The organism is Lentzea sp. NPDC051838 (assembly GCF_040681245.1).
Classification (GTDB): Bacteria; Actinomycetota; Actinomycetes; order Mycobacteriales; family Pseudonocardiaceae; genus Lentzea.
Window position 1 is genome coordinate 116,257 of sequence record NZ_JBFAYI010000016.1, and the last position, 25,139, is coordinate 141,395.

The window sequence follows — 25,139 nt, forward strand, 5'->3', positions numbered from 1 at the left end:
AGAAGGCGAGGCGAGGGCCCCTGACTATGCTCGTTAACAGTCCGGACACATTGCGGTGCCCGGTCGGCGCGGGCCAGCCGCCTCGACCACGCCCGCGCCCCACGATCCGACCGTTCTGGGAGCGATGTCCGTGACCAACACGAGCCGACCTGTCGTCCTCATCGCCGAGAAGCTCGCACCGTCCGTTCTGGACGCTCTCGGCGATGGCGTGGAAGTGCGCCACGTAGACGGCACCGACCGCGCGGCCCTCCTCGAGGCCGTCGCCGACGCCGACGCCCTGCTCGTGCGGTCCGCCACGCAGGTCAACGCCGAGGTGTTCGCCGCCACGCGCAAGCTGAAGGTCGTGGCCCGCGCGGGCGTCGGCCTGGACAACGTCGAGGTGCCCGCGGCCACGGCCAACGGCGTGATGGTCGTCAACGCGCCGACGTCCAACATCGTCAGCGCCGCCGAGCACGCCGTCGCGCTGCTGCTGAGCGTCGCGCGCCAGATCCCGGCCGCCCACGAGACGCTGCAGAACCACGAGTGGAAGCGCAGCAAGTTCAACGGCGTCGAGCTCAACGGCAAGACCGTCGGCGTCGTCGGCCTGGGCAAGATCGGCCAGCTGTTCGCGCAGCGCATCGGCGCGTTCGGCGTCGAGCTCATCGCGTACGACCCGTACGTGTCGGCCCAGCGCGCCGCCCAGCTCGGCATCGAGCTCGTGTCGCTGGAGGAACTGCTGGAGCGCGCCGACGCGATCAGCATCCACCTGCCGAAGACCCCGGAGACCAAGGGCCTGATCGGCGCCGAGCAGCTGGCCAAGTCCAAGCGCGGCGTCATCATCGTCAACGCCGCTCGCGGTGGCCTCATCGACGAGGAAGCCCTCGCGGAGGCCGTGAAGGAAGGCCAGGTCGGCGGCGCCGGCGTCGACGTCTTCTCGACCGAGCCGACCACCGAGAGCCCGCTGTTCAACGTTCCGGGCATCGTCGTCACGCCGCACCTCGGCGCGTCCACGACCGAGGCGCAGGACCGCGCGGGCACGGACGTCGCGAAGAGCGTCGTCCTCGCGCTCGCCGGTGACTTCGTGCCGGACGCCGTCAACGTCCAGGGCGGCGCGGTCGGCGAGGAAGTTCGCCCGTACCTGCCGCTGGTGCAGAAGCTCGGCACCGTCCTCAGTGCACTGTCGCCGAAGGCCCCGACCAGCGTCACGGTCGAGGTGCGCGGCGAACTGTCCAATGAGGACGTCGCCGTTCTCCCGCTCGCGGCGCTGCGCGGAGTCTTCTCCAGCGTCGTCGAGTCGCAGGTGACGTTCGTCAACGCCCCGCAGCTCGCCGCGGACCTCGGCGTGAGCGTGGACCTGGTCAAGGAGACCGAGAGCCCGAACCACCGCAGCCTCGTCACGGTCAAGGCCGTGCAGGCGGACGGCACGACGAACACCGTGTCCGGCACGGTCAGCGGCATCGCCCAGGTCGAGAAGCTGGTGAACATCAACGGCCGCAACTTCGACCTGAGGGCCGAAGGAACCGTGCTGCTGCTGGAGTACCCGGATCGTCCGGGTGTCATGGGCACGGTCGGCACGCTGCTCGGCGAGGCGGGCGTGAACATCGAGGCCGCGCAGATCAGCCAGACCGGTGCGGACGCCGTCATGGTGCTGCGGGTGGACCGTCCGGTCGACACCGCGGTGCTCGACCCGATCGGCGCTGCCGTTGGTGCTCGCACGGTCCGGAGTGTCGACTTCGGATAGTCATGGACAAACCGGGAGGGGGACGGCAAAGTCCCCTTCCCGTGTCTATCGTCGTTCACAACAAACCGGTTACAAGCAACGTTCCGTAGACAACATTCATACTTTCGGGGCAGTTGCACGGACGCGTCAGCGATTAGCGTCCCCACGAGGTTGACCCGGTGCCGTAGAGGGCGCGGCACTGTGTATTCGGGTCTGAAGCACACACCTCGTTTGGGGCAACGTTGTGAAGAGACGATCAAGTCTGGTGGTGTTCTCTGCCATCACCACACTGCTGATCGCACCCGCCACGGCGCAGGCGCAGAGCGAACCGCTCGCGCAGCCGGTCAAGGGTGCACAGAAGCTGGACGCGAAAGCGTTGCAGCTCAAGGTTTCTCCCCGCCTGAACCAGTCCGGCAAGGTCACCGCGTTCGTCGCGCTCGACCGCAAGCCTGCCGTCGACGCCTTCGAGGAGAAGCAGTCGCAGGGCAAGGAGGCCGCGAAGCAGGCCGCCAAGCAGGCGAAGAAGGACACGTCGGCCACGGTCGACCAGGTCGTCGGTGAGCTCAAGGCGAAGGACACCGCCACCAAGGAGCTCTACCGCACCGCCAACGGCGTTCCCGGCGTGGTCGTGACGGCGGAGGCCGCGAAGGTCCGCGAGCTGGCGAACCGCCCGGACGTGACCGCGGTCTACCCGGTCGTGCCGAAGAAGCGCGAGAACTCGAACGCCGTGCAGCTCACCAGGACGCTCAACGTCTGGCAGCAGTACGGCAAGCTCGGCGACGACGTCCGCGTCGGCATCATCGACACCGGCGTCGACTACACGCACGCGAACTTCGGCGGCCCCGGCACGGTCGAGGCGTTCCGCGCCGTCGACCCGCGCGCCAAGGACCCGAACTTCCCGACCGCGAAGGTCGTCGGCGGGTACGACTTCGTCGGTGAGGACTACGACGGGGAGAGCAAGGACCCGGCGATCAACACGCCGAAGCCCGACCCGAACCCCATCGACTGCAACGGCCACGGCTCGCACGTCGCCGGCACCACCGCCGGTTTCGGTGAGAACGCCGACGGCAGCACGTTCAAGGGCGACTACACCAAGCTCGACGGCGACAAGCTCAACGCGATGAAGATCGGCCCCGGCACCGCGCCGAAGGCCCTGATCTACGCGCTGAAGGTCTTCGGCTGCGAGGGTTCGACCAACGTCACGTCGCAGGCGCTCGACTGGGCGCTCGACCCCGACGGCGACGGCGACTTCACCGACCACCTCGACGTGGTCAACCTGTCGCTCGGCTCCGACTACGGCGCACCGGACGACCCCGACAGCCTCTTCGTGAAGAAGCTGTACAAGACGGGCGTCGTGCCGGTCTTCTCCGCGGGCAACGGCGGCGACCTCTACGACATCGGCGGTTCGCCGGGCAACACGCCCGAGGCGCTGACGGTCGCGTCTGTCCGCGACTCGTTCGTGCTGCGCGACGGTGCCGTGGCCAACGGTGTCGCGAAGCCCGGTCAGTACAGCCAGAACTTCACCGGCTACCTGGGCTACGACAAGACCCTGCCGGTCGTGAAGCTCACGCAGGCGGGCAACCTCGACGGCTGCCAGGCGATCTCGGAGAACCTCGCCGGCAAGTTCGTGTGGCTGGAGTGGGACGACAACGACGCGACGCGCCGTTGTGGTTCGGGTGGCCGCACCAACAACGCGCAGGCCGCCGGCGCCCAGGGCGTGGTGCTTTCGTCCACTTTGAACAACTTCAACGCGGGCATCGCGGGCAACGCGACCATCCCGGTGTTCCAGTTCACCGGTGACGCCACCGCCTCGCTGCGGCCGTCGCTGGACGCGGGCACGTTGTCGGTCCGCCTCGCTGGCGAGCTGCGCACCACGGTGCCGACGTACGACCAGTCCATTTCGGACACCCCGAGCTCGTTCACGAGCCGTGGCACGCGTGGTCAGTCGATCAAGCCGGACGTCGCTGCGCCCGGTGACACGATCTCGTCAACCGCCGTCGGTTCCGGCAACGACCGCCTGGTGATCTCGGGTACGTCGATGGCGTCCCCGCACGTCGCCGGCATCGCGGCCCTGGTGCGTCAGGCGCACCCGGACTACTCGATCGAAGAGGTCAAGGCCGCGATCATGAACACGTCCGGTGCGGACGTGAAGGAGAACGGCAAGACCTTCGCCCCCAACCGCGTCGGCACCGGCCGCGTGGACGGCAAGGCCGCGCTGGACAACCAGGTTCTCGCGTTCGTCGAGGACGACCCCGGTTACGTGAGCGCCAACTTCGGCGTCGTCGAGGTCTCCAAGCCGGTCTCGAAGACCAAGACGATCAAGATCGTCAACAAGTCGACGAAGACCGTCGAGTACAAGGTCGGCTACACGGCCGCCACGTCGATCCCCGGTGTGAGCTACGTGCTCTCGCAGGACAAGGTGAAGGTGGGCCCGCGCGGCATCGCTCGCGTCAAGGTCACCCTGAAGATCGACGACCCGAAGGCGCTGCGCAAGACGGTCGACTCGACCGTCGTCCCGACGCAGCTCGACGTGCCGCGGCAGTTCCTCGCGGACGCCTCCGGTCGCGTGACCCTCACGCCGACCGCCGGCGCCACGGTGCCGCTGCGCCTGTCCGTCTACTCGGCGCCGAAGCCGGTCGCGGACATCAACACCGCGGACAGCCTCAAGTTCCGCGGTAAGGACAAGCAGGCGATCCTGAACCTGACCGGCCGCGGCGTCGACCAGGGCAGCGGCACGCAGGCGTACCGCTCGCTGGTCAGCGTTCTCGAGCTGCAGGCCCAGTCGCCGAAGCTGCGCGACTGCAAGCGCAACGTCACCGAGAACTGCGCGCTCAACGAGACGGCCAAGGGCGGCGACCTGCGGTACGTCGGCGCGGCCTCCACGGCCCCGCTCGCCAAGGCGCAGGGCAAGCCCGAGGAGGCGCTGCTCGCGTTCGGCATCGCGACGTGGGGCAACTGGTACAGCCTGGGCACCAACACCGTTCCGTTCATCGACATCGACGTGAACGGCGACGGCACGGCCGACTTCGAGACCTTCGCGACGCGCCTGACCGACACCGACCTGCTGGTCGCGTCGACGCAGGACCTCAAGACGGGCGAGACGGTCGACATCCAGGCGGTCAACGGCCTGTTCGGTGACGTCGACAGCAACACCGCCGACACCAACGTCGCCGTCCTGCCGGTGCTGCTCTCGGCACTGGGCATCGACGCGACGAAGGACACCGCGCGCATCTCGTACGTGGCCGGCACCACCGGCTTCTACCGGGCGCCGGGCAACGCGAACGGCCTGATCGACGTGATCGACCGCAACCTGTCGTTCGACCCGCTCAAGCCGGGTCTGTGGACGCAGGGCGGCGGCGACGCGGCGCTCTCGTACCTCGCCAAGCCGGGTACCGCGCTCGTGGTGAACAAGGACGAGGCGGCTCTGAAGCTCGACAAGTCCGAGGGCCTGCTGGTCCTCAACCACCACAACGCCAACGGTGACCGCGCGTCGGTCGTCACGGTCCGTTCCTCGGGTCGCAACGGCGCGTACTAGATCGGATGTTTGTCCCGGAGGCCCGGTTCCCGCGTGGGAACCGGGCCTCCGGTGTTGTAAGCAGGGCTGTCACCCCTTGACGCGACAGCTGTACTGCGGTCGAGTGACACTCGAAAGTGGGGAATGGGCCGTGTGGGTGTCCCGCAGTACGGGAGATAACACCCCGATGGGGTGTCCGGCATGCGGCGAGCGGCCGCGATGACGGTAGCCTTTCGCGAAGGAAAGTAGTCCCACCAATTGGGGACTGACACCTGGGAGGTGTGTGGATGCGGCTCGCAGTGATCCCAGGAGACGGGATCGGGCCCGAGGTCATCGCTGAGGCCCTGAAGGTCCTCGGTGAGGTCGTTCCGGCGGCCGAGATCACTCGCTACGACCTCGGCGCGGCGCGCTGGCACGCCACGGGAGAGTTGTTGCCCGAGTCGGTGCTGGGAGAGCTTCGCCAGCACGACGCGATCCTGCTCGGCGCGGTGGGCGACCCGTCGGTGCCGAGCGGAATCCTGGAGCGCGGGTTGTTGCTGCGCTTGAGGTTCGAGCTCGACCACCACGTGAACCTCCGCCCGGCTCGTCTCTACCCCGGAGTCCGCAGCCCGCTCGCGGACCCGCCGGAGATCGACATGGTGGTGGTCCGCGAGGGCACCGAGGGCCCGTACGCGGGCAACGGTGGTCTGCTGCGCAAGGACACCCCGCACGAGATCGCCACCGAGGTCTCGCTCAACACGTCGTTCGGCGTGGAGCGCGTGGTCCGCGACGCTTTCGCGCGTGCGTCGGCCCGCCAGCGCCGGCACCTGACGCTGGTGCACAAGACGAACGTCCTCACGCACGCCGGCTCGTTGTGGTCGCGCGTGGTCGAGGAGGTCTCGCTGCAGCACCCGGACGTCACGGTGGCGTACCAGCACGTCGACGCCGCCACGATCCACATGGTGACCGACCCCGGTCGCTACGACGTGATCGTGACGGACAACCTGTTCGGCGACATCCTGACCGACCTGGCCGCCGCCGTCACGGGTGGCATCGGCCTGGCCGCGTCGGGGAACATGGATGTGACGCGGCGCAACCCGTCGATGTTCGAGCCGGTGCACGGCTCGGCACCGGACATCGCGGGCCAGGGCATCGCGGACCCGACCGCGGCCGTGCTGTCCGTGGCGCTGCTGCTCGACCACCTGGGCGAGCACGAGGCGTCGCGCCGGATCGAGGCCTCCGTGGCCTTCGACCTGGCGACGCGCGACCACCAGTCACCGGGCGCGACCTACGCGATCGGTGACAGGCTGGCCGCGCTCGTGTCGTCGAACGTGCGCACGGGCTGATCGGTTTCACCGGCTTTCGGCCCCGGCATCCTCGTGATGCCGGGGCCGAGTCGCGTCCAGCGGGGGTTCTGCTCGGCGTACACCGGGAAGTCAGAGCTGGCCGTTGGCCTCGCGCCACGCCCGCTCCTTCTGGATCCACTCGTTGTCCTGCGGGAACTCGTCGATCGTGGGCACGCGGCGGATCTCGGTCTTGAAGCCGGGACCGGTCATCGGCGCCCGCTTCGCCCACTCGATCGCCTCCTCCTTGGACGCGACGTTGATGATGTAGAAGCCGTTGAACAGCTCCTTCGTCTCGCCGTACGGGCCGTCCGTGACGACCGGCGGCTCGGAGGAGTAGTCGACGACGACACCCTCGGACGGGTCGGACAGGCCCTCCGCGGCGAGCAGGACGCCGGCGCGGATCATGTCCTCGTTGTACTGGCCGACGACCTCGAGCATCTTGTCGAAGTCGAACTCGCCCATGTTCGCGAAGGCCTCGTCGGTGGCGCGCCAGATCATCATGAACTTCATGGGGTGTCTCCCTGTGTCTCGTGGGCCCTCGGGGCCTTGGCATCCACAGGTCGAACGGGCCGTGCGCCGGATCGACACGAGCTCAGAACTTTTTCGAAGTTTTGTTCGTGCAGGTCAGAGGGTGTCGGCGAGCTTGAAGGCCGCGAAGACCGCCGGGGACTGGAAGACGACGGTGTGGGCGACGAGGCCGTCGACGACCGTGAACACCTGCAGTGTGTGGAGGCAGTTGTCCGGTGTGTAGGCGGCCACGGCCGGTTGGCCGTTGGCTGAGACGGGCACCATGCGCCAGCCTGTGCCGCGCATCGCGAACACACGGCGGATGAAGGCGCCGTAGTCGGAGCGGCCGGCGAACCACAGCGGCACCGGCGGCATCTCCAGGATCGCGTCCTCGGTGAGCAGGTCGACGAGGGCGGTCACGTCCGCTGCCTCGAACGCGCGGATGTAGGCCTCGACGGTCTGCCGCACCGCGGGGTCGTCCGGCGGGGTCCGGGAACGGCTCCAGCCACGGCACCTCGAACGCGGGCACCAGCGGCGTCTCCGGATCGGTGCTCGCCGCGCCCAGCCCGGATGGCAGCGGGCGGCGGCTGGGCGTTCCGGCACGGCCCGGAAGCCGTGGCGGGAGACAAGTTCGGGCTGGGCCCGCTGCTCGACACCGGCGTGTTGCTGCTCGGCCGCACGACGTGGGAGCTGTTCTCGAAGCTCTGGCCCGGCCGCACCGACGAGTTCTCCACCAGGATGAACGCCATCCCGAAGCTCGTCGCCTCGCGAAGTCTGACCGATGTGGACGGTTGGCGGAACTCCTCGCTGCTCGAAGGCGATCTCGTCACCCGCGTGCGTGAATTGAAGGCGCTCCAAGACGTTGTCGTCACCGGAAGCGTCAGCGTGGTGCGGCAGTTGGCCGGGGCCGGGCTCGTCGACGAATATCGCCTGATGGTGTTCCCCACCGTGATCGGTGCCGGACAACGACTCTTTGCCGGTCGTATGTCCGATTTGCACCTGATTTCCGTGGAGCGCAAGGGAAGCGCGGCGCTGATGAACTACCGGACGGCTGCGTGACGCCAGCCTCAGTTGCACGGCCTGTCCGACACCCACCGTGATCCACCGGTAACGTACGGCGCTGCCGATCTGGGGGGATTGGTGGGAACGGGAGAGGCATGCACACCGAAAACGAGGCCGTGGCGACGGCAAGGCGCTATCGCGACGGCGGGGGAGACCCGGAAGCGTTTCTGAAAGCCTTCCGGGAGAGCACCGTGTACCTGCAGCGGATCGACCCGCTGTCGCTGCCGGTCGTGACCATCGAGGGACTGAACTGGCTCGCCGCGTTCTCCAGTCCCGAGCTGCTGCAACACCATCTGGCGGCTCGGGGTGAGAACACGGAGGCCACCTACCTGGCGGTCACCGGCGAACGGTTGCTGGACCACTACCTGCGCGCGCTGCCGAAGCCGACGGGTGTGGTGTTCGACAACGGTTCCGAGCACATGATGGCCCTGCCGCCCGTCCGCGGCATCGTCCCCGACGATCTGGTGGTGACCGCGTGACCGGGTTCGGCGTCGACCTCGGCGCGATGGGACAGGCGATCAAGGGCATCAACGACACGGTGGCCGCGCTGAAGGAGATCGCGCCGGACGGCGGCCACCTCGCGAACACCACCGCCACCCTGGGCCTGCTCTGCCCGGACGAGGACGAGTGCGGCGACGACGTGCTCGCCGACGCGCTGGAGGAGTTCTTCGAGCGCTGGCGGTGGGGCCTTCGGCACCTGGTGAAGGAGGGCACGGAGATGGTCTCCGCGCTCACCGACACCAAGAGCGTGTACGAGAAGGCGGAGGACAAGGCCAAGCAGGCGTTCCAGCTCCTCCTGGGCAACCCGAACTCCCACGACGACCCGACCAAGAAGGGCTGGATGGAGCTGGCCGAAGCGAGCATGAACCAGAAGGAGATGTCCGTTGGCCAACAGTGGGACAAGGTGACCAAGGGCGCGGACGACGCGTGGACCTCGTCCGTCAACGACATCGCCGGCGTGGAGACCTCGTTCAAGAAGGCCGGTGATCGCTCGTGAGCTTCTTCGGCCGCAGCGAGCTCGGCGACACCAACGACCCCGTCGAGCTGGTGCCCGGCAGCGTCGCGACCCTGGAGGAGACGGCGAACGGGCTGCGCAAGCTCTCGACCGCCTGCCAGGAGGCGTACCACGGAGTGTCCAAACTGGACGTCGGCCACTGGACGGGAGAGGCCGCGGAGAAGTTCGGCGGCTACTTCCGCGCGGAGACACCGAAATGGCGGGACGCCGCCGAGGCGTTCGCACCCGCGGTGGACGCGCTGACGACGTACAAGGGCGCGGTCGAGCGCGCCCAGCGCGAAGCCGCCGAGGCGATCCGCATGTACAACGAGTCCAAGGCGGAGACGGAGGCGGCCGAGAAGCAGTACGACGCCGCCTCGTCGCAGCACGAGAAAGCGTCGTTGGACGCCTTCGCCAACGGTGACGCGATGCCGGGCCCGCTCGCGCCGTTCAGCGATCCCGGCAAGGCCAAGCGGGAACAGGCCGAACGCCTCCTCGCCGACGCGCGGAAGGCGTTGAAGGCAGCGGCTTCCGAGGCCGCGTCGGTGATCAACAAGGCGAAGGACAGGGCACCGGAGGAACCGGGCTTCCTCTCCAAGGTCTCCATGACGGCCGAGGACACGTTCGACAAGATGTCCGAGCAGATGGAGAAGCTCGGCGACGGCCTGGGCAGGTCCGTCACGAGCCTGGTCACGTTGTTGCGAGCCACCAGCCCGTTCGACCCCTACAACATCGCGCATCCAGGCGAGTACGCGGCGAACATGATGAAGCAGGCCTCGGGCATGGTGCACATGGTCACGCACCCGGTCGAGGCCTTCAAAGGGATCATCAACGCCGACGGCTGGTCGAAGGACCCGTTCGGCACGGCGGGCCAGCTGATCGGCGACATCGCCATCGGCATCGCGACCGACGGTGCCGGCCTCGCCGCCACGGCGGAGAAGGCCATCGCCCGCGAGGCCATGGAGGCGGCCGCGCGCGAGGCCACCGAGCAGGCCGCCACCCAGGTCGGCAAGCACATCGACGACGGCATGCCGCCGTGGACGCGCGGGGACTACGAACCGCCGGCGCACACGCCGGACTACGGCAACCCGCACACCGACGAACCGTTCGGTCCACAGAAGACAGACCCGGACGACCTCCCGTCGCACGACAGGGAACCGGAGCACCGCGAGCCCGATCAGCCCGCCGAGCAACAGAAGCACGAGCCGGACGAGCGCCCGAGGATCACCGATCCGGACCAGTTGCCGCCGCCTGCCCACGGCGAGTACTTCCGGCTGAAGGACTCGGTCGGCCGGATGCAGGACATGATCCCGCAGCTTCCCCCGCTCGAACGAGATGCGATGCAGCGCGCGATCAACGAACAGCGGCAGATGATGCGCGACATCATGGCCCGGCACGCCTGACGCCCACGGCGAACCTCTAGGAGCTTGCACCGATGCACCCCCAACAGCCGCCGATGCGTCCGCCGCACCGCCAGATGCCGCCACCGCCGCAACCTCAGCGCGTGATGCGTCCGCCCGCACCACCATCGCGGCCGGTTCCGCCGCCGCCGCACCAGCAGCCGGTTGCGCCGCCGACGCCACCTCGCCCGGCGCCGTCGCCGACCCAGCAGCAGCCGGTTCCCCAGCCCACCCCGCCTCGCCCGGCGCCGTCAGCGACCCAGCAGCAGCCAGTCACCCCACCCCGGCCGACACCTCAGGCTCCCCAACAACCTGCCGAGGAACTTCCGGAGTGGACGAAGGACGGCGAGTTCCCTGCGATCTCGCGAAACCTCCCGCTCTACGGCAAGGATCCGGAGTCCGGCAAGGAACAGCTCTGGGTCGGTCGCGTCGTCTGGCAGGCGCGGACCATGAAAGAGATCACCATGGCCGTCTACGGCCCGTTCGGCCGCGAGATGGCGACGGGCGAGTCCGTGTTCGACGCGCTGATGAAGATCCGCGGCGAGCTCGAGCAGCACGACCCGCAGTGGAAGGTTCTGGTCAAGGGATCCAGGCGGGACGTGTGGCACGTGGGCCACAAGGTGTCGATCTTCCCCGGCGACCGGGCCGAGATCCTCGTGCCCGGCGAGAAGGCGACCGAGTCCGTCGACGTGCTCGCGATGCTGGAACCGCACGACACCGAGAAGTTCGGCCTCGTCGAGCACCAGATGGCGAACTGCATGGAGTACTTCAGGCGTTTCGAGCCGGAGTTCGGAGCAGGAGGAGCGCTGTGATCCCGATGATCAGCGCCGTGAAGAAGGCTGTCGGCAGCACCCAGAGATAGCCGTCCTGGCCGGTCGCGATGAGCAGCATGCCCATCAGGCCGGCCAGGAACAGTCCCAGGTAGATCGCCGCCTGCCGGTGCCAGATGGACACGATCACGGGTGCCGCGGCGACCGCACAGCCGGTCAGGATCTGCGGGACGCTCAGGCACTGCTCGGGCGTGCAGTACACCTGGTCCAGCACGCTGCCGAACTCCTCGCGCCAGATCGCGGTCGTCTGGAAGCCGAACGCGAACATGGCGAATCCGATCAGGACAGGACTCTCGCCCTCGTGTCTTCGTGTCCCCATGTCCATCAGACGCGTCTCGGCGGCGATTTGTGCAGTGGCACCCGTCGCGAGGTGTAGGGGGTTCCCTCATGCTTCCGCCGCTCTGAACCGGAACGCTGACCCGGGGCACGACACCGCCCCGGCGGCGAACCGAACTTTCAAGGACGGCAATGAGAACAGCAATCCGTGTGCTCTGCGCGGCGGGCATCCTCGCGGCGCTCACACCCGGCGGCATCGCGCACGCCCAACCGGCGAGCACCTACGCGGTCAACGCTCCCGCGGACGCCCCGTCGATCTCGGCCGACGGCCGTTACGTGGCGTTCTGGACCTCGGCTTACGATCTCGTGCCCGGCGACACCAACCGCGTGGCCGACGTGTTCGTGCGTGACCGGCAGTCCGGGGAGACCACCAGGGTCAGCGTCGACTCCGCGGGCGTGCAGGGCAACAAGGTCAGCCTCAACCCGTCGATCTCGGCGGACGGCAGGTTCGTCGCGTTCGAGTCGATCGCGACGAACCTGGTGGCCGACGACACGCTCGGCCACTGGGACGTCTTCGTTCACGACCTGCAGACGAGGACGACCACGTTGATCAGTCGCGGCCGCTACGAGCGGGAGGCCGAGACCGACAGCCTCAATCCGTCGATCTCCGCCGACGGCCGGTTCGTCGCGTTCGACTCGCGGGCGTCGAACCTCGTCCAGGGCGACTTGAACAAACGCCCCGACGTCTTCGTGCACGATCGGACCGACGGGAGCATCACCAGGGCTAGCGTGGGGGTGAACGGCTTCGAGGGCAACGGGTCCAGCCAGGTGCCCTCGATCTCGGCGGACGGCCGTTATGTCGCCTTCGAGTCCGCGGCGTCGAACCTCCTGCCGGGGCCGGACACCAACCGCACGACCGACATCTTCGTGCACGACCGGGAGACCCGGGAGACCAGGCGCGCCAGCGTCTCCAGCGCCAACGTCGAGGCCGACGCCGCGAGCGGGCGGCCGTCGCTCTCGGCCGACGGGCGTTACGTCGTCTACGTTTCGAACGCGTCGTACCTGGTGCCCGGCGACGCTCCGCCGCGCGACGGAATGGACCTCGACGTGTTCAGGTTCGACCGGGAGACCGGGACGACCACCCAGGTGAACCTCAACCCGGACGGCGTGAGCACCAGCGACGTGCGCCTGCACCGGCCGGTCATCTCCGCGGACGGCCGGTTCGTCGCGTTCCAGTCCGGCGAGTGGGACCTGGTCCCCGGTGACACCAACGGCAGCGCGGACGTCTTCCTGCGCGACATGGTGACCACGACCACCACCAGGGTCAGCGTCGGCCCCGCGGGTGAGGAGGCCAACAGCTCGAGCGGGACGCCGGCGATTTCCGCGGACGGACGCCACGTCGCGTTCACGAGCCACGCCACCAACCTCGGCGGGAGCCCCACCACGGTCCTCAACCTCTACGTGCGTGACCTCGGCGACTGAGCGGACGCCCACACTCCGGCCAGCGCCGCCCGGCCGGACACCCCGGCCTTCGCGTAGATCCGTCCCAAGTGGACCTCGACGGTCTTGGGGCTGAGGTGCAGCCGAAGGCCGATGTCCCGGTTGGTCAGACCGTCCGCGACGAGCGCGGCGATCTCTGCCTCGCGGGCGGTCAAGTCGAAGCGGAACGTCTCGGCGCGGCGGGGGCGGCGTGCGTTCATGCGCCGCTCCTCCCGCGCCAGCTGAGGCAGGAACAGACTTGCGTCGCAACGGGTGAACAACGCTCGGGCGGCCACGAAGTGCGCACGGGCCTGCTCGATCTCCGCGCTGCCGCCGAACGCGGTGGCGGCGAGCAGGTGTGCCCGGCCTGCTTCCACGGCCACGCCGAGCCGGGTGAACGTGTCGGCGGCGGCGACCGCGAACGGTGCTGCCGCCGCCGGATCCGTTGGGAGAGTGGCGATCGCGCGGGCCAGCTGGGCCATCGCGGTGCGCAGCGGTACGTCGAGTGGGGCGGCCGCGTTCTCGGCGCGATCCGCCCATTCCGTGGCGTCGCGGCCGATCGCGACCTCGGCCTCGGCGAGCAGCTGGTAGGTCAACGGCCGGGTGAGCGGGTCCACCGCGGGCAGATCGGGTCCGCCTCCGGTGGCGAGCAACAGGTCGACGCAACCGTGCGGATCGCCGGAGTGCAGCAGGGCGTTCGCCAGCATCGCCTCGCCCTGTCCACTGCGCCAGGTGTTCGTGGCGACGGCGTGGTCGTCCAGAGCCACCGCCCGCTCGCCCAGTTTCACCGCCTCGGCAGGGTCGCCGCGCAACGCCGTGATCCAGCAGCCGAAGGTCAGCGCCATGACGCGGAGCTCGTCGCTGCCGGTCAGCTCGGCCGACTCCAGGCCGTCCTCGAAGCAGGCCGCCGCCTCCGCCAGTTCGCCGACGTAGGCGTGCACCATCCCGCGGATCGCGGTCAGCACCGCGATCGCGTGCGTCTGCCCGCTCATCCTGGCGAGCCGCAGCCCGCGGCCGACGTGCCTGCCCGCCGCCGTGAGCCGGTCGGCGGAGGCCTCCGCCCAGCCCAGCCAGAAGACCGCGTCGATGTCGCGAACCAGATCGCCGTCGGGCAGCCCGTCGACGAGTGCGGCGGCTTCGTCCAGCCGGTCCGCGCGAAGGTCGACGAGCGTCGCGACCGACAGCGCGGTGGCCAGCAGGGTGGGATCGTCGACCTCTCGTGCGGACGCGATCACCTCGGCCACCTCCTCGCGCCCCGGTTCACGCTCCCGTTCGACGCTGCGGCCCGCGAGAAGTGCGACCTGCAGCACCGCCGCCGAATGAGCATCCGTGTCCGCGATCCGCCGCCACTCGGTGCGCAACATCGCCGTGGCCTCGGGATAACGCCCAAGCAGCCGTTCCACCGTCGCGCAGAGCCGTACCGTCTGCGCCCGTGCGGCCGTCAGTTCGACTGGCAGCAACCGCAGCACCTCGTGCATCGTCTCGCTCGCCTGCCGCAGATCTCCGGTGGCTCCGAGCGCCTGGGCGAGTCGCCCGAGCAGCAGAAGTCGTTGTGGCGTGGCCGATTCCGCGTCGGGCAGCAGCCTGATGGCCGCCCGCAGGAAGTGCGCGGCCGTCGCAGGAGTGGAGTGCATCGTCGCCTCGGCCGCCTCGCCGAGCACCGCGACCGCGTCGAGGTCGCCCCGAGCGGCGGACCGCTCCACGTGCCGGGCGAACTCCGCGGCAGGCGCGCCACGACGGCGCAACGCCACCGCGGCCCTGGCGTGTGCCCGGAGCCGCCAGCCGGGACCCGCGTCCTGGTAGGCGACGCTGCGCACGAGCGGGTGGCGGTAGCGGAACCGGCCGGAGGCGTCCAGCCGCACCAGGTCCCGTTCGGCGAGCCGGTCGAGCGCGGTCAGCACCGACTCGGGTGCCAGCGCCGCGATCTCGGCGAGCGAGTCGGCGTCGAAGTCGTCGCCGACGACCGCAGCCGCGTGGGCGACGAGCTGTTCCTGCGGTGTCAACGCGGCCAGTTCGGCGGCGAGCACCGCGTGGACCGCCACCGGCAGGCCGTTCGCGTCGGCTCGCACCAACGCCTCCAGGTAGAACGGGTTTCCCGCGCCCGCCAGGTGGATCTCCTCGCGCCGGGCCCGGCTGAGCTGTACGGGGAGGAGCAGATCGGCGTCGGCCCGGTTCAGCGGCGCGAGCTCCAGCAGGTCGGCCACGCCGTCCGCGGTGGCGCGCGACAACGCGTGCCACAGTCGGGACGAGGTCTGCCGAGGCCTGCTCGCCAACGCCAGCAGTACGCGTCCGTGTGGCGGGTGCCGCAACAGGAAGTCGAGCAGTTCCACCGAACCCTCGTCCGCCCAGTGCAGGTCGTCGAGCACGAGCACCAGTCCGGACGGTTCGGCGAGCAGCTCCAGCAGTGCGCGGACGGCCCTGTGCAACCGGTACCGCTCCGCGTCGACCAGGTCCGTCGGGCCGTCCGCCGGGATCGCCGGGAAGATCGTCGCGAGCAGCCCGAGCCGTTCGGGACCCAGTACGGCCAACGCGGCCGGTTCCAGAAGGTCGTCGAGGGCGGTGACGAACACTCCGAACGGGACGTGGGACTCGAACTCCGCCGCGCGTGCGCCGCGGACCATCCAGCCCGTCGCGAGCGTCGTCAGCTCCGCCAGCAGTCTGCTCTTGCCGATCCCCGGTTCACCGGTGACCACGACGCACCGGGCGCCGTCCGCTGCCAGCATTCCGCGCAGGACGCCTGCTTCGCGTGCCCGGCCGGGTAACTCAGCCATGCGTCGGTGGACCTGCCTTCGGGTTAGCATGCGTGGGTCGTGCGTGGGGGAAGTCCGGTCGAAGTCCGGCGCTGACCCGCAACGGTAGGCCCTCCTGATGGAGGGTGAGCCCGAATACCCGCACACGGCAGACCAAACGCAACTCTCCTGCCGTGGACTGCGGGAAGGGAACCAGTGATCGGGAAGATCTGCGCGCTCGTCGGCGTGCTCGTCGTCAGCGTTGTGGCGGGCGTCTCGCTCGGCCCCGTCAGCATTCCGTTCGGGCAGACCGTCGAGCTCCTGCACGCCGCCATCACCGGCGGAGTGATCTCCGCCGCAGATGCGGGCCAGTACCACATCGTCTGGGACATCCGGCTGCCTCGCGTGCTGCTCGCCGCAGTCGTGGGCGCTGGTTTGAGCACGGTCGGTGTGGCGATCCAGGCCATGGTCCGCAACGCGCTCGCAGACCCTTATGTGCTCGGCATCTCATCCGGCGCCAGCGTCGGGGCGACGGCCGTGGCGACCCTCGGAGTGTTGTCGGGTCTGGGGGTCTACGCGTTGTCCACGGGAGCGTTCCTCACCGGGCTCGGCGCCACCGCGCTGGTCTACCTCACCGCGCGCACGAGCCGCGGGCTCACACCGTTGCGGCTGGTGCTGACCGGAACCGCGCTGGCGTACGGGTTCTCCGCGGTGGCGATGCTGCTCGTCTTCCAGGCACCGCACGGGGAGGCGGCGCGGGCGGCGATGTTCTGGTTGCTGGGCAGCCTCGGAGGCGCGACCTGGCAGCAGCTTCCGGTCGCCGGTGTCGTCACGCTGGCCGGGATCGCGTACTTGATGACCAGGGCGCGGCAGCTCAACGCATTGGCGATGGGGGACGAGACCGCGACCACACTGGGTGTCCCGGTCAACCGGTTCCGCACGCAGCTGTTCATCGTCACGGCCGGCATCACCGGTGTGCTGGTGGCGGTCAGCGGCGCGGTGGGCTTCGTCGGCCTGATGCTGCCGCACCTCACCCGCATGGTCGTGGGCGCGGACCACCGGCGCGTGCTGCCGCTCGCACCCCTTGCCGGAGCGTCGTTCCTGGTGTGGGTGGACGTGGCCGCCCGCATGCTGGCCGCGCCGGAAGAGCTCCCGCTCGGCGTCATCACGGCCGCGATCGGCGTGCCGTGCTTCATCTTGCTCATGCGCCGCAAGTCCTACGTCTTCGGAGGCCGTTGATGCGCATCGAGGTCTCCGGCGTCACCGTCTCGAACATCATCTCGGACATCTCGCTGGCTGCTCAGAACGAGGTCGTCGGCATCGTCGGCCCGAACGGCAGTGGCAAGTCCACGACGTTGCGCTGCGTCTACCGGGCTCTGAAGCCGGACTCCGGTGCCGTGCTCATCGACGGCGCCGATGTCCACAAGCGACGCGACCTGGCTCGTCATCTGGCCGCTCTGACGCAGGAGTCGCAGGTCGAGTTCGACTTCACGGTCGCCGAGGTCGTGGAGATGGGTCGCCTGCCGCACGAACGCTCCCCGCGCGACGTGGAGGTCGTGCGCGAGGCACTGGCCACAGTGGACATCTCGCACCTCGCGTCGCGCAGCTTCCTCAGCCTCTCCGGCGGCGAACGTCAACGCGTGCTCATCGCCCGTGCCATCGCCCAGGAACCGCGCGTCCTCGTGCTGGACGAGCCCACGAACCACCTCGACATCCGCCACCAGCTCGACGTGCTGGCGTTGGCGCGCGGCCTCGGCATCACGGTGCTGACCGTGCTGCACGACCTGAACCTCGCCGCGTCCTACTGCGACAGGTTGTGCGTGCTCGACGAAGGCCGCCTGGTCGCGTCCGGCACGCCCGCCGAAGTCCTGTCGCCCGAGCTGATCGCCAAGGTCTTCCACGTCACGGCACACGTCGTGCCCCACCCCACCACAGGAGTTCCCCAGCTCCTGTTCGACCAGGAGGTCACCCCTTGAGAACCGCCCTCTGCGCTCTGCTGCTCCTCGTGTCGGGCTGCGGGGCCACGGTCGCGCAGGACAAGTCGGGCACAGACCCGGTGACCGTCACGAACTGCGGTGAGCAGGTGACGTTCGACAAGGTTCCGTCCAAAGTGGTCACCAACGACACCGGCATCACCGAGCTGATGTTCGCGCTGGGGCTGAAGGACCGCATGGCCGGGTACGTCGTGTCGGGTGACGACAACTCTGTCGACCTCAAGACCTCGCCGTGGAAAGCCGACTTCGACAGCACGAAGAGGCTCTCCGACAAGATCTCCAAGGAGGTCGTGCAGGGCGCCAACGCCGATCTGGTCTTCGCCGGCTGGAACTACGGCTTTAGCGAGAGCACCGGCTTCACCCCGGACGCGTTGAAGCAGCTCGGAATCGGCACCTACCAGCTCACCGAGGCGTGCCGCAACGGCGTGGGCAAGCAGCGCGGCATCATGCCCGCCCTCGACGCGTTGTACACGGACCTGCGCAATCTCGGGAAGATCTTCCGCGTCGAGGCCAAGGCCGAGGAGCTCATCAAGGGCTACCAGCAGCAGATCTCCGACGCGGGCAAGCTGATGGCCGGGAAGCCGCGCCCGAAGGTGTTCCTCTACGACAGCGGCCAGGACCAGCCGTTCACGTCCGGCAAGAACGCCGCGCCGCAGGACGTGATCTCCAAGGCCGGTGGCGACAACGTCTTCGGCGACCTCAACGACAGCTGGGCCACGGTGAACTGGGAGACCGTCGTGCAGCGCAACCCGGACGTCGTGCTGATCGTGGACTACGCGGACGGCGAGGCGAACACGCCCGCGCAGAAGCAGGCGTTCCTGGAGGGGTTCGCGCCGCTCTCGAACTCCCCGGCGATCAAGAACAAGCGCTTCTTCGCACTTCCGTACGCCGCGCTGGTGGAGTCGCCGCGCAACCCGGCCTCGATCGAGGCGTTCGCGAAGTTCCTTGCCCAGGCGTGAAGCCTGTACTGCCAGGCGTGCGCCAGTACTCACCGTGACCAGATAGTGGGAGATTTCTTCCCGGCGCTTGGTACGTCGTGCTGAGCTGTGGCAGCATCCGCTACATGGCTCAGCACCTCGCCATCATTATTGACGAGCGCGTCGGGTAGTGCCGCCCCTGGCACCCGACGCGCAGACCTCTCGCATCCCGCGGGGGGTCTTTTTGTTTGCCCGGATGAGGAGATGACCCGCGATGGCCGGCCCGAACGACGAATTCCACGTCTACGACACGACGTTGCGCGACGGCGCACAACGTGAGGGCATTTCGTACTCCGTCACGGACAAGCTCGCGGTCGCGCGGCTGCTGGACGGGCTCGGCGTCGGGTTCATCGAGGGCGGCTGGCCCGGCGCTCTGCCCAAGGACACGGAGTTCTTCGCGCGAGCGGCGGCAGGGGATCTGGAGCTCAAGCACGCCAAGCTGGTCGCGTTCGGGGCAACGCGCAAGGCTGGGATCAAGGTCGAGGAAGACCCGCAGGTCAAGGCGCTTCTGGACAGTCAGGCGCCGGTCGTCACGCTGGTGGCCAAGTCGGACCTGCGGCACATCGAGCGGGCGTTGCGCACCGACGCCGAAGAGAACTTCAAGATGGTGCGCGACACCGTGAAGTTCCTCAAGGACCACGGCAGGCGCGTCTTCCTCGACGCCGAGCACTTCTTCGACGGCTACGCGTTCTCGCCGGAGACCAGCCTGCGCGTGCTGGAGTCCGCTGTGGAGGGTGGTGCGGACGTCGTCGTGCTGTGCGACACGAACGGCGGTCAGCTGCCGCTGGGTCTTGCGGAGACGGTCTCGGAGGTCATCGAGAAGACCGGTTTCCGAGTAGGAATCCACTGCCAGGACGACACGTCCTGCGCGGTGGCGAACACCCTCGCGGCCGTTCAGGCGGGCGCGACGCACGTTCAGTGCACTGCCAATGGTTATGGCGAGCGAGCAGGCAACGCGGACCTGTTCGCCGTCGTGGGAAACCTCGTGACCAAGCTCGGCATGGAGGTGCTCCCGACCGGGGCGCTGGCCGAGCTCACCCGTGTCTCCCATGCGTTGGCCGAGATCGCGAACATCGCACCCGACACCCACCAGGCTTACGTCGGGTCGTCAGCATTCGCTCACAAGGCGGGTCTGCACGCGAGCGCGATCAAAGTGGATCCGGAGCTGTACAACCACATCGATCCGGACCGCGTCGGCAACGACATGCGGGTGCTGGTCACCGAGATGGCCGGCCGGGCGAGTATCGAGCTCAAGGGACGTGAGTTCGGACTCGACCTGGCCGGCCGGTCAACCGAAGTCGGCAGCGCGTTGAAGCGCGTCAAGGAGCTGGAGGCGAAGGGCTGGTCGTTCGAGGCCGCCGACGCCTCGATGGAGCTGCTGCTGCGCTCCGAGCTGTCCGAACTGGACACTCCTCCTTTTGCTTTGGAGTCGTACCGGGTGGTGCTGGATCACCGCTCGGACGGCGAGATCGTGTCCGAGGCCACGGTCAAGGTGCACGTGGCGGGGGAGCGGGTCATCGCCACGGCCGAGGGCAACGGTCCCGTGCACGCGCTGGACGCCGCGCTGCGCAAGGCGTTGCTGCCGCATCTGTCCTGGTTGGACACTGTGGAGCTGGCCGACTACAAGGTGCGCATCCTCACCGAGCACCCTGGCACGGACGCCGTGACGCGCGTTCTGGTCGAGTCCACGGACGGCGAGCGCGAGTGGACCACTGTGGGTGTGCACGGCAACATCGTCGAGGCCTCCTGGCTGGCGCTGTGCGACGCGCTCGTCCACAAGTCCATGCGGTCCAAGCCCGTCTAAGGTGTAGTACGTGCGCATAGCCCGAATCGCTCATCCTGCTGGCGTAGCTTTTGTCGCTGTTCACGGCGACGAGGCTGCGGAGATCGCCGAACACCCCTTCGGCACCCCCACGTTCACCGGCCGCAAATGGCCGTTGGCCGACGTCAGGCTGCTGGCGCCGATCCTGCCGACCAAAATCATCGGCATCGGCCGCAACTACGCCGACCACGCGGCCGAGCTCGGCAACGAGGTCCCCTCGGAGCCGTTGGTCTTCCTCAAGCCCAACACGTCCGTGATCGGCCCGAACGTGGAGATCAAGATCCCCGCGGCGTCGGAGCGCGTGGACTTCGAGGGCGAGCTGGCCGTGATCATCGGCCAGCCGTGCCGCGAGGTCTCGAAGGCCAAGGCGATGAGCGTGGTGATGGGGTACACCATCGCCAACGATGTCACCGCTCGCGACCTGCAGCGCAAGGACGTGCAGTTCACGCGTGCCAAGGGTTTTGACACGTTCTGCCCGATGGGTCCCTTTATCGAGACCGAGTTCGACCCCTCCGACGTCCGAGTCGTCACCGAGCTCGACCGGGAGGTCAAGCAGGACGGGCGTACTTCGTTGATGGTGCACGACATTCCGTCGCTCATCGAGTACGTCTCCGGCGTCATGACGCTGCTTCCCGGCGACGTGATCCTCACCGGGACGCCGGCCGGCGTCGGGCCGATGAAGGCCGGACAGACGGTCTCCGTGACTGTGGATGGCCTTGGCACGCTCACCAATCCGGTCGCAAATAGGTAGCCGTACGGAGCAATCCGGCGTCCGGCAGGTTACGCACTCGGGTACCCGCTAGTAACTTCCCGGTGTCATGACGGACCTGGCGTCCACCCGTGTGCTGTTGGTAGACGGTTCGCAGCTCATCACCGAAGGGCTGCGACTCTCCCTGCACCGCACGCATTGCTTCCGCGTTGTGGGCATCGCCCACACCGTGGCCGATGCTGCGCGCTGTCTGCGCAGCGTCCTGGTGGACCTGGTCGTCACGGACTTCGACGTGCCGGGCGCCGGGCCGCTGCGCACCGTGCGCGACACGGCGCAGTTCCGCCCGAGCGCCCGCGTCGTCGTGCTGTCCAATGCGGACAGTCCGAGCTGGGCTCAGGCCGCGCTGGACGCCGGCGCCGTGGCCTACCTGCTGAAAACCTCACCCGTGGCCGAACTGTTACCGCTGATCGCGGCCGCCGTGCGGGGTGCTCCCGCGGCGATCGACGCACGGGTGGGGTCGCTTGCTCGCTTGCCGGCGCGGATGCCTCCGCCCGCCTCGCTCGGCCGGCTGTCGGCTCGTGAGTTCGACGTGCTGGCCGAGATGGCGAAGGGGATGGACAACGCGCGCATCGCCCAGAGGCTCTTCATCAGCAACGACACCGTGAAGACCCACGTGAAGGCGATCCTGCGCAAGCTGGGCGCTCGTGACCGCGCCCACGCCGTGGCGATGGTGCTCGGGGAGTCGTCCGAGGCCTTCGTCACGACCTAGCGATGGTCTGCGGCTTCCTCCGCGCGAACTCCGGTGCGTGCTCCGGGCGCGGGCCGATCGCGATCACGTACGCCGGAACCGCCTGCAGGAACGGGAACCGCTGGGCGAGCTTCAGCATGAACGGCGTCCCGGTCGACGACACGGTCTCGGTGCTGTTGAGCTTCCTGCCGAGGAACAGCCGGTGGATGATCCGCTGCACCGTCTGGATCACGACGGTCGGGAACAGCCTGCGCCCGCGCACCTTCGCGAGCACCTTGGGCGTGACCTGACCCAGCCGCAACGGCTTCGCGAGCAGTCTGGCCGCGGCGACGGCGTCCTGCACGGCGAGGTTGATGCCCACGCCGCCGACCGGCGACATCGCGTGCGCCGCGTCACCGATGCACAGCAGCCCGTCGACGTGCCACTGCCGCAACCGGTCCAGCTTCACGTCGAGCAGCTTCGCGTCGTCGATGCTCTTGATGTGGTCGACGCGGTCAGCGAGCCACGGGATGAGCGTGACCACGCGCTCGCGGAACTTCTCGACGCCCTCGGCGCGCACCTTCTGGTCCGTGCCCTTGCGAATCAGGAACGCGCACTGGAAGTAGTCCCCGCGCGGGATGAGCACCATCGCGCTGCCGGCGCTGAACCGTCCGGCGCCACCCTGGACCGCGTCGCTTTCCTTGCGCGGCAAGCGGAACCACCACACGTCCATCGGCGCGCCGAACTGGTAGACCGGCAGCTTCACCTCGTCGCGCAGGATCGAGCTCCGCCCGTCCGCCGCCACGACCAGGTCCGCCGCGATCTCGCCCTCGTGCCCGTCGACGCGGTCGCGGTACTTCACGCCCGTGACCCTGTTGCCGCTCTTGGTGATCCCGGTGACCTCGGTGTTCATCCGCAGGTGGAACGTCGGCTCCAGCCTGCCCGCGTCCGCCAGCAGGTCCAGGAAGTCCCACTGCGGCACCATCGCGATGCGCTTGTTCGGGCCGGGAAGCCTGCTCAGGTCGGCGATCGCGGCCTTGCGGCCACCGTCGAGCAGCGCCTCGATCTTGTCGACGTCCTGGTGCGGCACCTGCTCGAACGCGGGCCCCAGCCCCAGTTCGTCGATGAGCGTGAGCGTGGACGCGTGCACCGTGTCGCCGCGGAAGTCGCGCAGGAAGTCGGCGTGCTTCTCCAGCACCGTGACCTCGACACCTCCGCGCGCCAGCAGCAGCCCCAGCACCATGCCCGCGGGTCCGCCACCGACGACCAGACAAGTCGTCCTCTCCATGTTGATCCCCTCATTTCAACCGCTGTTGAATAAACTCAGCATGCTCTTGATCGCCGTGTGCGTCAAGCTGGGTTCCGAGTGACGTGGATCGCTGCTGGTTGTCCACTGTGGACGGTCTGGGAAACCAGGCCCCGAAACGGTTGCGGCTCGTGCGGAATGTCTGCGCACTCGCTAAGGTGTCGCGCTCGCGGAACCGCCCGTTCGGGCAGAGATTCGGATACCACTCGACCGGGTGATTGCATTCGGCGCACGGACGAGCGTGACTAGGTCGTTCGGGGCCTCAAGGTCCGCTTGATCGTGCAAGGGCCTGGAGGAATCACCTCGTTAGCCGAATCGGACGAGGCCCCCTCACACCTAACCTTCCGGGGTGACAACTGCGTCCCCGACTTTCACGCGTAAGAGAACCGGCGAGATCCGCGCTGTGTGCCTGGACGTCGACGACACACTTGTCGACTACAGCACCTCCTCGCGTGCCGCGTTGGCCTCGATGGTCGGTAACGCCGACGCCTGGTCGTTGTGGCAGCGAATCACCGACGACCACGTGACCCGCCAGCTGGCCGGCGAGCTCCAGTACGAGTCGATGCGCAACATCCGCACACAAGCCTTCTTCGCCGCCCTGGGCGAGGAGCTGTCACTGGAGGAAGCCACCCGCCGTGAACTAGCCCGGCAGGAGGTCCTCTCCGCGGGCTGGTGCCTGTTCCCGGACGTGATCCCGATGCTCGACTGGCTGCGCGCCACGGGCCTCCCGATCGCCGCGATCAGCAACGCGTCGGGCCGCCACCAGCGCGTGAAGATCGCCCAGCTCGGCCTCTCGTCGTACTTCGACGCGGTGCTGATCGCCGGCGAGGTGGGCTGCGCCAAGCCGGACCGCGTGATCTTCCACACGGCCTGCCTGTCACTGGGCGTCCCGCCAGGCGACACAGTGCACGTAGGAGACCGCCTGCACGCCGACGCCATCGGCGCGCGCGACGCGGGCATGCACGGCGTGTGGATCAACCGCGTTGGTCCTTCCGGCGGCACACTGCCCGCCGGACTCTCGTCCATCACGTCTTTGGCGGAACTGCCCGAGCTCCTCGTGTGCGAGCTGTCCGCCGCCACCGCCTGATCGTGCCTTGAGACCGGCCCCTACCTGCGCGTTTGCCTGCAGGTGGGGGCCGATTTCACTTCTGGTGGCCGCGTGGTCTAGTATTTCTCCCGGCAGCAACGAAGACCTCGGAACTCCTTCGGGACAGCGAAGTCGATCGTGAAAGCCAATGGGGTATGGTGTAATTGGCAGCACGACTGATTCTGGTTCAGTTAGTCTAGGTTCGAGTCCTGGTACCCCAGCTGCAACGGAAGAACGGCCCTCGGCTAAGCTTCCGGAGCTGAAAGAAAAGAACTGAATAGCCGGATTTGGACCGGACAGAACGATCTGATAAGGTTCAAACCAGCAAGAAGTTCTAGGGCCCCGTCGTCTAGCGGCCTAGGACGCCGCCCTCTCAAGGCGGTAGCGAGGGTTCGAATCCCTTCGGGGCTACAGAGGTGAAAGAGGCCTGTCAGCGGAAATCGCTGACAGGCCTCTTTCGCTTTGTCCTCTGGGGGCCGAGCCCCCAGACCCCCAGCCGGCGGGGCTTCGCCCCCCGGACCCCCGTAGGTTTCCCGCGTTGTGTGGTGGGGGCGTCGCTTCGCTCGCCGTTATGTTGGGGTGACTGGGGTCACGTCCCTTAAGAATGGGCTGGCTGATTGTTGGGGCGCTCGCTTCGCTTGCGGCGGGCTCGCTTCGCTTCGCGGGTTTGAAAACGTGGGCGATGTCGCTTCGCGGGTTAGT

The 25,139-nt window shown here is 68.3% G+C and carries 21 protein-coding genes, 2 tRNA genes and 1 riboswitch; of the genes, 18 read left to right on the forward strand and 5 right to left on the reverse strand.

The genetic code is table 11. The features are described 5' to 3' along the window. Positions 1 to 130: 130 nt before the first annotated feature. The 3 genes from serA to AB0M24_RS29505 all read left to right on the forward strand — a co-directional run bounded on the left by serA (position 131) and on the right by AB0M24_RS29505 (position 6,538). Positions 131 to 1,720, forward strand: a complete 1,590-nt coding sequence (serA, locus tag AB0M24_RS29495) for a phosphoglycerate dehydrogenase (protein WP_363774935.1) — start codon at positions 131 to 133, stop codon at positions 1,718 to 1,720. A 247-nt stretch (positions 1,721 to 1,967) separates the two neighbouring features. Further along, a complete protein-coding gene (locus AB0M24_RS29500) occupies positions 1,968 to 5,234 on the forward strand; it encodes a S8 family serine peptidase (protein ID WP_363775084.1) in 3,267 nt (1,088 codons plus the stop codon). 266 nt (positions 5,235 to 5,500) lie between these two features. Next, entirely contained in the window at positions 5,501 to 6,538 is a 1,038-nt protein-coding gene (locus AB0M24_RS29505; RefSeq protein WP_363774937.1) for a 3-isopropylmalate dehydrogenase, read from the forward strand. Positions 6,539 to 6,628: 90 nt separating this feature from the next. Here AB0M24_RS29505 and AB0M24_RS29510 read toward each other — a convergent pair whose 3' ends face one another. Together AB0M24_RS29510 and AB0M24_RS29515 are read right to left on the reverse strand one after the other, a co-directional pair. Beyond that, positions 6,629 to 7,048 carry a YciI family protein gene (locus AB0M24_RS29510; RefSeq protein WP_363774940.1) on the reverse strand — a complete coding sequence of 140 codons (420 nt, stop codon included), beginning with the start codon at positions 7,046 to 7,048 and terminating at the stop codon, positions 6,629 to 6,631. A 114-nt stretch (positions 7,049 to 7,162) separates the two neighbouring features. Continuing rightward, positions 7,163 to 7,513: a nuclear transport factor 2 family protein gene (locus tag AB0M24_RS29515; protein ID WP_363774943.1), complete on the reverse strand. Its 351-nt coding sequence runs from the start codon at positions 7,511 to 7,513 to the stop codon at positions 7,163 to 7,165. A 102-nt stretch (positions 7,514 to 7,615) separates the two neighbouring features. Here AB0M24_RS29515 and AB0M24_RS29520 point away from each other — a divergent pair, with 102 nt between their 5' ends. The 5 genes from AB0M24_RS29520 to AB0M24_RS29540 all read left to right on the forward strand — a co-directional run bounded on the left by AB0M24_RS29520 (position 7,616) and on the right by AB0M24_RS29540 (position 11,313). Further along, positions 7,616 to 8,104: a dihydrofolate reductase family protein gene (locus tag AB0M24_RS29520; protein ID WP_363774946.1), complete on the forward strand. Its 489-nt coding sequence runs from the start codon at positions 7,616 to 7,618 to the stop codon at positions 8,102 to 8,104. Between the two features lie 98 nt (positions 8,105 to 8,202). After that, positions 8,203 to 8,586, forward strand: a complete 384-nt coding sequence (locus AB0M24_RS29525) for an SseB family protein (protein ID WP_363774949.1) — start codon at positions 8,203 to 8,205, stop codon at positions 8,584 to 8,586. Then, complete coding sequence (locus AB0M24_RS29530) at positions 8,583 to 9,104, forward strand: hypothetical protein (protein WP_363774952.1); 522 nt, start codon at positions 8,583 to 8,585, stop codon at positions 9,102 to 9,104. Before AB0M24_RS29525 ends, AB0M24_RS29530 begins: the two co-directional genes overlap by 4 nt. After that, positions 9,101 to 10,504 (forward strand): putative T7SS-secreted protein, encoded by a 1,404-nt coding sequence (locus AB0M24_RS29535; RefSeq protein ID WP_363774955.1) that lies wholly within the window; start codon positions 9,101 to 9,103, stop codon positions 10,502 to 10,504. Before AB0M24_RS29530 ends, AB0M24_RS29535 begins: the two co-directional genes overlap by 4 nt. 32 nt (positions 10,505 to 10,536) lie before the next feature. Further along, positions 10,537 to 11,313, forward strand: coding sequence for a hypothetical protein (locus tag AB0M24_RS29540; RefSeq protein WP_363774957.1), 777 nt, complete (start codon positions 10,537 to 10,539; stop codon positions 11,311 to 11,313). On the opposite strand, the gene AB0M24_RS29545 is transcribed toward AB0M24_RS29540, so the two are convergent. After that, positions 11,270 to 11,650 carry a hypothetical protein gene (locus AB0M24_RS29545; RefSeq protein WP_363774960.1) on the reverse strand — a complete coding sequence of 127 codons (381 nt, stop codon included), beginning with the start codon at positions 11,648 to 11,650 and terminating at the stop codon, positions 11,270 to 11,272. The two genes, AB0M24_RS29540 and AB0M24_RS29545, sit on opposite strands and share 44 nt — an antisense overlap. Positions 11,651 to 11,799: 149 nt before the next feature. Here AB0M24_RS29545 and AB0M24_RS29550 point away from each other — a divergent pair, with 149 nt between their 5' ends. Next, positions 11,800 to 13,089 (forward strand): hypothetical protein, encoded by a 1,290-nt coding sequence (locus tag AB0M24_RS29550; protein ID WP_363774962.1) that lies wholly within the window; start codon positions 11,800 to 11,802, stop codon positions 13,087 to 13,089. Here AB0M24_RS29550 and AB0M24_RS29555 read toward each other — a convergent pair. Then, positions 13,065 to 15,857, reverse strand: coding sequence for an AAA family ATPase (locus tag AB0M24_RS29555; RefSeq protein WP_363774965.1), 2,793 nt, complete (start codon positions 15,855 to 15,857; stop codon positions 13,065 to 13,067). The genes AB0M24_RS29550 and AB0M24_RS29555 overlap by 25 nt on opposite strands. 17 nt (positions 15,858 to 15,874) lie before the next feature. Beyond that, positions 15,875 to 15,998, forward strand: a riboswitch (cobalamin riboswitch). A gap of 33 nt (positions 15,999 to 16,031) precedes the next feature. Here AB0M24_RS29555 and AB0M24_RS29560 point away from each other — a divergent pair. The 6 genes from AB0M24_RS29560 (at position 16,032) to AB0M24_RS29585 (ending at position 22,086) form a co-directional block, all read left to right on the forward strand. Beyond that, positions 16,032 to 17,054 carry an iron ABC transporter permease gene (locus AB0M24_RS29560; RefSeq protein WP_363774968.1) on the forward strand — a complete coding sequence of 341 codons (1,023 nt, stop codon included), beginning with the start codon at positions 16,032 to 16,034 and terminating at the stop codon, positions 17,052 to 17,054. Next, positions 17,054 to 17,791, forward strand: a complete 738-nt coding sequence (locus AB0M24_RS29565) for an ABC transporter ATP-binding protein (RefSeq protein ID WP_363774971.1) — start codon at positions 17,054 to 17,056, stop codon at positions 17,789 to 17,791. Before AB0M24_RS29560 ends, AB0M24_RS29565 begins: the two co-directional genes overlap by 1 nt. After that, a complete protein-coding gene (locus AB0M24_RS29570) occupies positions 17,788 to 18,768 on the forward strand; it encodes an ABC transporter substrate-binding protein (protein WP_363774974.1) in 981 nt (326 codons plus the stop codon). Before AB0M24_RS29565 ends, AB0M24_RS29570 begins: the two co-directional genes overlap by 4 nt. 232 nt (positions 18,769 to 19,000) lie before the next feature. Then, positions 19,001 to 20,590, forward strand: a complete 1,590-nt coding sequence (cimA, locus tag AB0M24_RS29575) for a citramalate synthase (protein ID WP_363774977.1) — start codon at positions 19,001 to 19,003, stop codon at positions 20,588 to 20,590. A gap of 10 nt (positions 20,591 to 20,600) precedes the next feature. After that, positions 20,601 to 21,359, forward strand: a complete 759-nt coding sequence (locus AB0M24_RS29580) for a fumarylacetoacetate hydrolase family protein (protein ID WP_363774980.1) — start codon at positions 20,601 to 20,603, stop codon at positions 21,357 to 21,359. Between the two features lie 67 nt (positions 21,360 to 21,426). Continuing rightward, positions 21,427 to 22,086, forward strand: coding sequence for a response regulator transcription factor (locus AB0M24_RS29585; protein ID WP_363774984.1), 660 nt, complete (start codon positions 21,427 to 21,429; stop codon positions 22,084 to 22,086). Here AB0M24_RS29585 and AB0M24_RS29590 read toward each other — a convergent pair. After that, the gene (locus tag AB0M24_RS29590) at positions 22,076 to 23,332 is read right to left on the reverse strand and encodes an FAD-dependent oxidoreductase (RefSeq protein WP_363774987.1); all 1,257 of its coding nucleotides are present in this window, start codon (positions 23,330 to 23,332) and stop codon (positions 22,076 to 22,078) included. The two genes, AB0M24_RS29585 and AB0M24_RS29590, sit on opposite strands and share 11 nt — an antisense overlap. A 367-nt stretch (positions 23,333 to 23,699) precedes the next feature. Here AB0M24_RS29590 and AB0M24_RS29595 point away from each other — a divergent pair, with 367 nt between their 5' ends. From AB0M24_RS29595 to AB0M24_RS29605, 3 genes are all read left to right on the forward strand, one after another. Further along, positions 23,700 to 24,437: an HAD family hydrolase gene (locus tag AB0M24_RS29595; RefSeq protein ID WP_363774989.1), complete on the forward strand. Its 738-nt coding sequence runs from the start codon at positions 23,700 to 23,702 to the stop codon at positions 24,435 to 24,437. A 149-nt stretch (positions 24,438 to 24,586) separates the two neighbouring features. Next, positions 24,587 to 24,658: transfer RNA gene (locus tag AB0M24_RS29600), tRNA-Gln, on the forward strand. 117 nt (positions 24,659 to 24,775) lie between these two features. Then, positions 24,776 to 24,848 (forward strand) — tRNA-Glu (locus tag AB0M24_RS29605). Positions 24,849 to 25,139: the final 291 nt, after the last annotated feature.